The sequence below is a fragment of the Gilliamella sp. M0364 genome (assembly GCF_016100565.1).
Taxonomy (GTDB): Bacteria; Pseudomonadota; Gammaproteobacteria; order Enterobacterales; family Orbaceae; genus Gilliamella; species Gilliamella apis.
The window spans coordinates 1-3444 of sequence record NZ_JACFSF010000016.1; the positions used below are offsets into that span (position 1 = coordinate 1).

At 30.1% G+C, this 3444-nt stretch carries 3 protein-coding genes; all 3 read left to right on the top strand.

All coding sequences use genetic code 11. The annotated features are described in order from the left end of the window. On the top strand, positions 1-248 hold a 248-nt coding region (locus H3U96_RS11025; protein ID WP_198196689.1), incomplete at its 5' end, for a hypothetical protein. Positions 249-442: 194 nt separating this feature from the next. After that, positions 443-2239 carry a hypothetical protein gene (locus H3U96_RS11030; protein WP_198192214.1) on the top strand — a complete coding sequence of 599 codons (1797 nt, stop codon included), beginning with the start codon at positions 443-445 and terminating at the stop codon, positions 2237-2239. A gap of 190 nt (positions 2240-2429) precedes the next feature. Beyond that, a partial coding sequence (locus H3U96_RS11035) for a hypothetical protein (RefSeq protein WP_198196691.1) occupies positions 2430-3444 on the top strand: 1015 nt, incomplete at its 3' end.

A 3444-nucleotide genomic window follows, 5' to 3' on the forward strand; every position in this document is an offset into this window, starting at 1 on the left:
CACAAGTCATAAAAAATGCTCAAGGTAATATTATCCGAACGTATAAAACTGTTAAAAAGAAAAATATTATCGCTATTTTAGAAAGGTTCAATGAACAAGGCGTTAAAACTAATCATATTGAGATATCCAAACAAAGGGATATCGAAAATCAATACCTTGATAATAAAGAGCATTCGCAACTTTATGATGAGTTACCATTTAATCCGGATGGATTTGAAATGATGCTATTTGAACATTTTAAAAAATAACAGTACAGATAAAACAATTTATTTGAGTTGAAGACACGATCGACAGAGTGATTATAAATCGGAAATGGTAAGTTCCTAAATAAATGAAATGGAGATAGAACAAAATTAATCAATAAACTACTAACTATTTCCCTAAAAACTAAACAATTATTGAAAAATAGCCAAGTAAAAAAAAGAACTGTATTGGAGAAAATATGCAGAAATTAGTGAAAACATTCTTACTTCTTTTTTTAGTAGGGATTGGATCAACTCAATATGTGATCGCAAAGGTAAAAATGAACGAGCAACAAGCACCAATCGTCAAGCAATTAAAACAACAAGGAATTTTACCTCAAAAGGTTTATTTTCAATATGAAGTTATACCTGCTCTAAATAATAAATATAGTTTCCCTAATGAAAATTTATATTCATTAGTATCAGATTTAGAGACTCACCCAGATATGTATAACTTAGCAATTCAGAATATTGCACAAGTAAAATTAAATGAAAATTACCAATATAGTGATGTATTACAACGTAGTCGAAATATTATCGAAGTTATCTACCCGACTGATTCATTTCAAGCATTAGACGATGGTGTTTATTTTTATATCTTAGATGAACAAAAGCAGTTACAAAAAAAAGAGTCATTTAACGAGGTTTACAAATTACCCTGTTATTTAAGAGTCGAAAAAAAACATGGTATTGTGGTAAGTATTCAAAAAAGACCTTTAGCAGCAATTTCTCATTATAAGTATGATTATTGGCCAAATAATAGCCTAAAATATCTGAAAATAGAAATGTTAGATAGTAACAATAATATTATTTATGATTCTGAGATTTTTTTTAATGATAACGGAAAAATGGTCAAAGCAATCAGGAAGAATATAAAAACTGGGCAGTATTCTATTGAAAATATTATTCATCAGGATGATATTTATTCTATCGAAGAATATTATAATAATTCAGATATAAAAACTAATCGTGTGACTAATTATGAAAACACTTCTCGCGTAAAAAATGAGGTATTAAATAAAAACGGTAAAGTAATAAAAACCAATAGCGCCGAACCTGAAATATTCGATTTTGACAAAGATTTGGATGAGCCTTATCCTTACAATAAGCTAGTAATGAACGTCGAAAAGAGTAATGCATTACTGACCGATTCAATGTTTGAGCAAGGTATCAGTGATAATGCTAAGTACGACGAAGAAGCGCTTAAAAGAGCCAAGTATTTAGGTATTAAACCAAAGCAAGTTTACTATCATAAACTACCTTTCCCGAGTTTTATGGCTGAACGCTATAAGAATTTCCCGCATCAAGCACCTTTAACGCTAATTGAAGCCGAAAATCAATCACCTCAAGAAAAATACAGTGATTTAATAAAAGTTGAAATAGATAATAATTATCAATATAAGAAAATCGATAAAACCAAATGGCAACAAACGGCTATCTCTTTACCTTCAGCGCAACTTAAATCTCTCGAAAATGGTATTCACTTTTTTGTGATTAATGACAAAGGTCAATTAACACCGTTAAACAGTGTTGAAGAGGCAATAGCTCAACCTACTTATGTTCGTGTGGAAAAAGTCATGGGCAAAATTGTCTCAAAATTACAAAAAAACCGTGTGCAATGGTTAACAACCGAGTTTGATTACAAAAAGAACTCACCTATTCGAAGTAAATTAACTGTCATTGAAAGTCATATTGTGCCGAAGTTAGTGATAGAGTCAGAATATGAAAGTGGGCAATATTTACCTGTCTCACAAGTCATAAAAAATGCTCAAGGTAATATAATTCGAACGTTCAAAACGGTTAAAAAGAAAAATATTATCGCTATATTAGAAAGATTCAATGAACAAGGCGTTAAAACTAATCATATTGAGATATCCAAACAAAAAGATATTGAAAATCAATATTTTGATAATAAAGAGCATCCGCAACTTTATGATGAGTTACCATTTAATCCAGATGGATTTGAAATGATGCTATTTGAACATTTTAAAAAATAACAGTACAGATAAAACAATTTATTTGAGTTGAAGACACGATCGGCAGAGCGATTATAAATCGGAAATGGTAAGTTCCCAAATAAAAGAAATAGAGATAGAACAAAATTAATCAATAAACTACTAACTATTTCCCTAAAAACTAAACAATTATTGAAAAATAGCCAAGTAAAAAAACTGTATTGGAGAAAATATGCAGAAATTAGTGAAAACATTCTTACTTCTTTTTTTAGTAGGGATTGGATCAACTCAATATGTGATTGCAAAGGTAAAAATGAACGAGCAACAAGCACCAATCGTCAAACAATTAAAAAAACAGGGAATTTTACCTAATAAAACTTATTACCAACTTGATTATTTGCCCGCTTTGGATAATGAAGATCGAATCCCTAATAAAACTTTATATCCATCATTATCTCATTTAGAAACCATCCCAGAGATGTATATAATGGCAATGCAGAGCATTGCACAAGTACAGTTAAATGAAAATTATCAATATAGCAAAGTATTGCGACTTAATCGAAATATTATCGAAGTTATCTACCCGACTGATTCATTTCAATCATTAGACGATGGCGTTTATTTTTATACCTTAGATGAAAATAAACAGTTACAACCAAAAGGGTCATTTAACGAGGTCTACAAATTACCTTGTTATTTAAGAGTCGAAAAAAAACACGGCATTGTGGTCAGTATTCAAAAAAGAGGCTTAGCATCCATCAGCCGTTATATTTATGATTATTGGCATAATACTAATCTGAAATATCTTAAAATAGAAAAATACGATACTAAAAATAATATTATTTATGATTCAGAGGTGTTTTTTGATGATAAAGGAGAGATGGTAAAAGCGATCAGGAAAAATACAAAAACCGGGCTATACTCTATCGAAAATATTATTCATCAAGGAGAGATCTACTCAATTAATGAATTCTTTGATAATGAAGGCAATATAACTAATCGTGTGACTAATTATGAGAACACTTCTCGCGTAAAAAATGAGGTATTAAATAAAAACGGTAAAGTAATAAAAACCAATAACGCCGAACCTGAAATATTCGATTTTGACAAAGATTTGGATGAATCTTACCCATATAATAAGCTAGTAATGAATGTCGAAAAGAGTAATGCATTACTGACTGATTCAATGTTTGAGCAAGGTATCCGTGATAATCCTAAGTACGATGAAGAAGCGCTTAAAAGAGTTC

What these genes read in the sequence shown, in the direction of transcription:
- H3U96_RS11030 (WP_198192214.1), top strand. Translation starts at nt 443, where the DNA reads ATGCAGAAATTAGTGAAAACATTCTTACTTCTTTTTTTAGTAGGGATT.